At 66.9% G+C, this 5872-nt stretch carries 4 protein-coding genes; 3 read left to right on the top strand and 1 reads right to left on the bottom strand.

All coding sequences use genetic code 11. The features are described 5' to 3' along the window. Positions 1-229: 229 nt before the first annotated feature. The gene (locus ACGLHR_RS50370; RefSeq protein ID WP_400103454.1) at positions 230-2305 is read left to right on the top strand and encodes a protein kinase; all 2076 of its coding nucleotides are present in this window, start codon (positions 230-232) and stop codon (positions 2303-2305) included. A 20-nt stretch (positions 2306-2325) separates the two neighbouring features. On the opposite strand, the gene ACGLHR_RS50375 is transcribed toward ACGLHR_RS50370, so the two are convergent. Continuing rightward, positions 2326-4317, bottom strand: a complete 1992-nt coding sequence (locus ACGLHR_RS50375; protein WP_400103456.1) for an SUMF1/EgtB/PvdO family nonheme iron enzyme — start codon at positions 4315-4317, stop codon at positions 2326-2328. A 426-nt stretch (positions 4318-4743) separates the two neighbouring features. On the opposite strand from ACGLHR_RS50375, the gene ACGLHR_RS50380 reads away from it, so the two are divergent. Beyond that, a complete protein-coding gene (locus ACGLHR_RS50380; RefSeq protein ID WP_400103458.1) occupies positions 4744-5169 on the top strand; it encodes a DUF4399 domain-containing protein in 426 nt (141 codons plus the stop codon). A gap of 45 nt (positions 5170-5214) precedes the next feature. Continuing rightward, positions 5215-5655 (top strand): DUF4399 domain-containing protein, encoded by a 441-nt coding sequence (locus tag ACGLHR_RS50385; protein WP_267603552.1) that lies wholly within the window; start codon positions 5215-5217, stop codon positions 5653-5655. Positions 5656-5872 lie beyond the last annotated feature (217 nt).

Here is a 5872-nt window from a genome sequence, read left to right on the forward strand (position 1 = left end):
CGGGCGGCGGCCAACACAGCAACACCGTGTGTTCGCGCATGCGCGACAGGTGGCTGCTCTTGCGGCGCCATCGTGCCGCTTGCGTGGCTTGCCGGTGTTGATGCAATGCACGAGGGGTTTGCGATTGGCATGAGTGCGCACTAGTATCCATCGTGGGCAGGTACTCGCCGTAGAAGGGCGAGTGGGCGCTCAATGCGCAACTTCGCGCAATCACGTCGCGGCTGCATCGATGCCTAGCATTCCAGACCTGATACGTACCTTCCAAAGCGGTGGTCTGTCGCACGACGAGCTGTTGGCCCGCATTGACAGCACCTTGGCCGTGGACCAGGCCAGCGCGACGCAGCTGGCGGACATGCTCAGCGAGGAGAACACCCGCTTCCCGCTGCCGCCTGGCGTCTATGAAGAAGTGCTGATGCGCATCGAGCGCCGCGGGGTAACCCAGTTCGAGGAGGGCGGCGAGGAAACCCGCGTGCAGACTGCTCGCGCCGGCATGGCGTCAGCGCCGTCCTCGGCACCGCCGCCGCCGGCCGACCAGGCGTTTGCCGGGGCGGAGCAGACCAAAGGGGTGGGCGACACCTTGAATGGCCGCTTCGTGCTGGAGGAGTGCCTGGGCGTGGGCGGCATGGGGACGGTCTACAAGGCACTCGACCTGCGCAAGCTCGAGGCCTCGGACCGCAAGCCCTACATCGCCATCAAGGTCCTCAATGTGCAGTTCCGCGGTCATCCGAAATCGCTGATCGCGTTGCAGCGTGAGGCGCGCAAGGCGCAGACGCTGGCGCACCGCAATATCGTGACGGTCTATGACTTCGACCGCGACGGCTCGGTGGTGTACCTGACCATGGAGTACCTGTCCGGCAAGTCGCTCAATCGCATCTTGCGCGCGCCGGACTTTGCCGGCATGCCTTACGCCAAGGCGCTGCCGATCATCACCGGCATGGGCCGGGCCTTGTCCTATGCGCACGAGCGTGGCTTCGTCCACTGCGACTTCAAGCCCGCCAATGTCTTCCTCACCGATAGCGGCGAAGTGAAGGTGATCGATTTCGGCATCGCGCGCGTCTTCCAGCAACCGGCGGACGACGCGGACCCGACTGTGTTCGATCCGGGCACGCTCGGTGGCATGACCCCTGCCTATGCCAGTCCAGAGATGTTCGAGCATCGCGAGCCGGATCCGCGTGACGACATCTACGCGCTGGCCTGCGTGACCTACGAACTGCTGACTGGCAGGCACCCCTACGAGCGGTTGTCGGCCAACCAGGCGCGCGGCGCGGGACTCAAGCCACAGCGCCCGAAGGTGCTCAGCCGCGGGCAGTGGCGTGCGTTGCGCGCGGCGCTGTCCTTCGATCGCGCGACGCGCACGCCTACCGTGTCGCGCTTCCTGGCTGAGATGGGCACCGAGCGCCGTGGTGGCATGCCGATGGCCAAGCTGGGCGCGGCGTCCGTGGCCGGCTTGCTGGTGGCCGGCGGGTTGGGTTACTACGTGTGGCGCTCGCGCGGCGCGCTGGAGGGCCAGCAGCCTGCGGCGCAGTCCGCTGCAAGCGCGGTCGGATCTGCAGCCCCGGAAGACGCAGCGGCGCCATCCGCTGCGCCGGGCTTGCCGCCGGCGCAACCGCGCCAGGAAGCCAGGGCCGAGCGCGCGCTCTCCATGCAGGCCGTGGCGCCGGTGCTGGCGCGCGCGCCTTGCTCGCTGCTGTCGGCCACCGGGCAGGACCATGTACTACAGGTGGGTGGCTATGTAGCGGAGCGCTTCGGCATCAAGCGGCTGAAAGATGAGCTGAGTGCAGTGCCCGGCGTGCAGACGCTGAACCTGGACGTGCAGCCGCTGGGCGATGACAAGTGCGACGTGGTCAAGCTGATCTCGCCCTACTGGTCGGGGCGCCGTACCGGCGCGGCCCCGACCACGATCCACACCCGGGCGCCTGGCGCGCAACTGACCGAGGGCACGCCACTGATCGTGGACATCACCACGCCACCGTACGACACCTATGTCTACGTCGACTACTACATGGCCGATGGCAAGGTCGTGCATATGGTGCCGAGCGAGCGCGCCAAGGCCAACCAGGCGCCCGCCAGCTACACCGCTGCCGTGGGCAGCCTGGGCGACTGGGTGATCTCGAAGCCGTTCGGCACGGAGTTGATCGTGCTGATCACCACGCCCGCGCCGCTGTTCGACGCGCTGCGCCCGGAGTCGGAGTCCAGGCAGGACTACCTGCGCGCGCTCGACCGGCAACTGGGTCCGATGGCGGCGAAGCACGGAGAAAGCCACATCGGTGCCGACATGGTGCAGATATCCACCAAACCGCGCTAGCAAGGCGGCGCTGGCAGCGGCTACTTCAGGTCCCGCAAGACGCGAAAGCCGTTTTGCGACTGGCGCACGCTCGCGCTGTACTTGAAGCGGGTGGATGAGAGCATGTAGCTAGCACCTTCATGCCACGAGCCGCCACGGATCACGCGTACGCTGCAGCCGGGCTCGTCCCAGGCGCGTCCGTCGGCAGGTGCGTTCTTGTACGAGATGTGCCAGCAGTCGGCGACCCATTCCCACACGCTGCCGTTCATGTCGTGGAGGCCATAGCCATTGGCGGCAAAGGAGCCGACGTTGGCGGGCGCGTCGGCATTCCACGGTTCGCCGCAGTCCTTGCAGTTGGCCGTGCCCTTGCGCATCTGGTCGCCCCACCAGTAGAGCGTCGAGGTGCCGCCCCGGGCGGCGTACTCCCACTCGGCTTCGGTCGGCAGGCGGTAGTGCTTGCCGCTGACCTTGCTCAACCAGGCGACGTACTGCTGGGCATCGTCCCAGCTTACATCGCGCACGGGTGCGTTCTTGGGCGCGTTGGCCACGGTGGCGATGCGCTGGCACGCGCCGGCGTCGGCGCAGGCGCCCCATTGTTCCACCGTGACTTCGTACTTGCCGATGGCAAAGGGCTGGCCGATGGTGACATGATGCGGCGGCTTCTCGGTCGGGTCGCCACCGTTGCTGCCCATGGTGAAGCTGCCCGCCGGCAGGCTGTGCAGCACGGGGCAGGCCGGGCAGTCCTTGACCTCGCCCGGCTTGATGTCGACTGTCACGGCGCCGGCCGCGGCAGCACGTTGCGTGGCGGGTGAGGGCGCGCTTGCGGCCGAGGCGGCCGGGGCGGGTGGAGCGGATGCAGCGGGTGCCGTTGGTGAGGGCGCGGCAGGCGGCGCTTGCACCTTGCCGGACTGCGCGCGTGCCGGCGGCGTGACGGTGCCTTGCGCGGTGGCTTGCCCGGATGAGGCGCCTGGCGTACGCGCACGCTCGGCAGGCGCGCCGGCCTGCGGCCCGGCCGCGCGCAGCCGTTCGATCCTGGCGCGTGCCAGCGGCGCGAAGCGGCCGTTCGGATAGGCTTTCAGGTAGGCCTCATAGTCGCTCGCGAAATTGCTGTTCTTGATGGAGTCCCAGAAGCTCAGCTCGTACTGCTCGTCGCTGTCCTTGGGAAGGATGCCGCGATGCTGTGCAAGGATCAGCGGAGCGGCTTGCCTGAGCGCGGGAGTGAAGGCTGCATCGTCGCTGGTAGCCGCGGCGTTCGCCGCGAGCCGGAGCGGGGCGGATAACGACGATGACATCCACGGTTGCTGCCGCCGCCCGGTTTGCTGGCTCACGGTTTCGCCAGCCCGGCGCAAGGCGGCCTCGGCATCGAGGCCGGGCATGCGCATCGTGCGCAGCAGGGCGGCGGTGAACGCGCCATGCTGCGCGTCCTCGGCTGCCACGACGCCGGGGGCCGTAGCATAGGCGATCAGCGTGTTGGCGGGGGCGGCGGCCGGCTTGACGGCACTGCCGCGATAGGGGTTGTCCAGGCAGCTATCGAGGATCACCACGTTAAGCATGTCCGGTCGCGGCGTCGACATGCTGGCCAGCACGGCGCCAAGCTCGGTGCCCGCTGTGAGCAGGCGGCCAGGTGTGCGGCTGCCGGCATCGATCGGAATCAGCACCGGGCTGTCCGCGACTTCGATGCCGTGTCCGGCGAAGTAGAACAAGCCTGTGCCGCCGGCCTGCAGGCGCTGCCGGAATTCGGCAAGCGCACGTGCCATGCCTTCCCGGTCGAGGTTCTCGCGGAGCATGACGTCGAAACCGAGCTCGGTCAATGCGCGGCGCATTGCCCGGGCGTCATTGGCGGCGTTTGGCAGCGGCTCGTCCGCATAGGCGGCGTTGCCAATGACCAGGGCAAGGCGCCTGGCCGGAACGCTCGCGGGGGCGGAGGCCGCGTGTTCTGCTTCGGCGGTGAGGGTTGGCGTGTCGATGCCGGCTTCGGCGCGCACGGCCGCAGCCAACCCGAGCAGGCACACGACAAGGAGTTTTCGCCACATATTCAGGCCTTGTTCGTACGGCGCCGAAGTGCATCGACGGTCCACGTGCCAACGGCGCGTCACGCGGCACGCGAGTGCGATGATGCCCGGCCATCACCTGGCCGGCCCGCCTTGTCCTTTGCGCCGACGTGATGCAGCGCGGGCGGCACTGGGCTGGCTCAATCAACCATAGCACAGCGATTGTGAATCCGGAGGTGCTTCGCAACACGGGGTGGCGTAGCAAGCTCACGCCCGCGCGCCGCCGGCGCGATGCAGGGTATCGCCAAGTATCTTTTTGCAGTTTTCCGTTCTAAGCTGAATGACAAAATTGGATGACGAAATGCAGTGCGCCGCGGCCTGAAGCCAATCAACGAATAAGCCAAAAGCCAAGCACCAATAGCAAGAACGCACCGCGTTTCGAGACAAGTTGTTCGGGAGGGCTATCGTATGCACAGGCGAACCGTGCTCGGCACATTGGCAGCATCGCTGCTGGCTCCGTTGCCCTCGATCTCGTTGTCCACGACATCCCCACCCAATGCCGAGGTCTACATCATCTGGCCGCCTGACGGCGCCGTGATCGACGGTGGCAAATTCTGGGTGCGCATGGGCCTGCGCAATATGGGGGTCGCTCCCAAGGGCATCGACATGGCCAACGTCGGCCACCACCACCTGTTGATCGACACGGACCTGCCGCCGATGGACAAGGAGATTCCGAACGACCGGAACCACCTGCACTTCGGTGCCGGCGAGACCGAGGCGCGGATCGAGCTGCCGCCGGGCAAGCACACCTTGCAGTTGCTGCTCGGCGACAAGGATCACAAGCCCCACGACCCGCCGATCTACTCCAGGAAGATCACCATCACCGTTCGATAAGGCCCCGGGCCGCCGGGCCGGCGGCACGATACGGGAGGACAGTCCATGCGTAAGCTCATTCCGGCTGCTGCGCTCGCCGCCAGCCTGCTTCTGATCGGTGGCATGCCGACCGGCGCAATCGCGGACACCACGCCCGCGCCCGCCCATGCCTACCTGTATATCGGCTTTCCCAACAACAACCAGGTCCTGCCGGCGGGCAAGCCGGTCAAGGTGTGGTTCGGGTTGCGCGGCATGGGCGTGGCGCCGCGCGGCGTGAAGTTTCCAAACAGCGGCCATCACCACCTGCTGATCGATACCGACCTGCCGCCCATGGACAAGGAAATCCCGAACGACCGCAACCATCTGCACTTCGGCGCCGGCGAGACGGAGACCACGATCGAGCTGCCGCCCGGCAAACATACCCTGCAACTGCTGATGGCCGACGACAAGCACATCCCGCACAACCCGCCGATCTACTCCAAGAAGATCACGATCTATGTGAAGTGACCCCGATCGCTAATTCGATTTCGAGCCTGGTTTCTCGCGGCGCCGCATGACGCGCGCCGCGGGGGCGCTTCACTGCTGATCTCATTGCGCGCTTGCCACGCGGCGCGCGCTACACAATTGCCCCGTGTCTTCGTCGCACCGGCCGCGCGGGTCGAGTGGGCAGGCGTTTGTCGTCAGCGAGCAAACACATGGTGTCTGTTGTGTTGGCCGCCGCCCA

The sequence above is a fragment of the Cupriavidus sp. CuC1 genome, assembly GCF_044627735.1.
Classification (GTDB): domain Bacteria; phylum Pseudomonadota; class Gammaproteobacteria; order Burkholderiales; family Burkholderiaceae; genus Cupriavidus; species Cupriavidus ulmosensis.

Coding starts and splice junctions, on each gene's coding strand:
- ACGLHR_RS50385 (WP_267603552.1), top strand. CDS start 5,215: ATGCGTAAGCTCATTCCGGCTGCTGCGCTCGCCGCCAGCCTGCTTCTG.
- ACGLHR_RS50380 (WP_400103458.1), top strand. CDS start 4,744: ATGCACAGGCGAACCGTGCTCGGCACATTGGCAGCATCGCTGCTGGCT.
- ACGLHR_RS50375 (WP_400103456.1), bottom strand. CDS start 4,317: ATGTGGCGAAAACTCCTTGTCGTGTGCCTGCTCGGGTTGGCTGCGGCC.
- ACGLHR_RS50370 (WP_400103454.1), top strand. CDS start 230: ATGCCTAGCATTCCAGACCTGATACGTACCTTCCAAAGCGGTGGTCTG.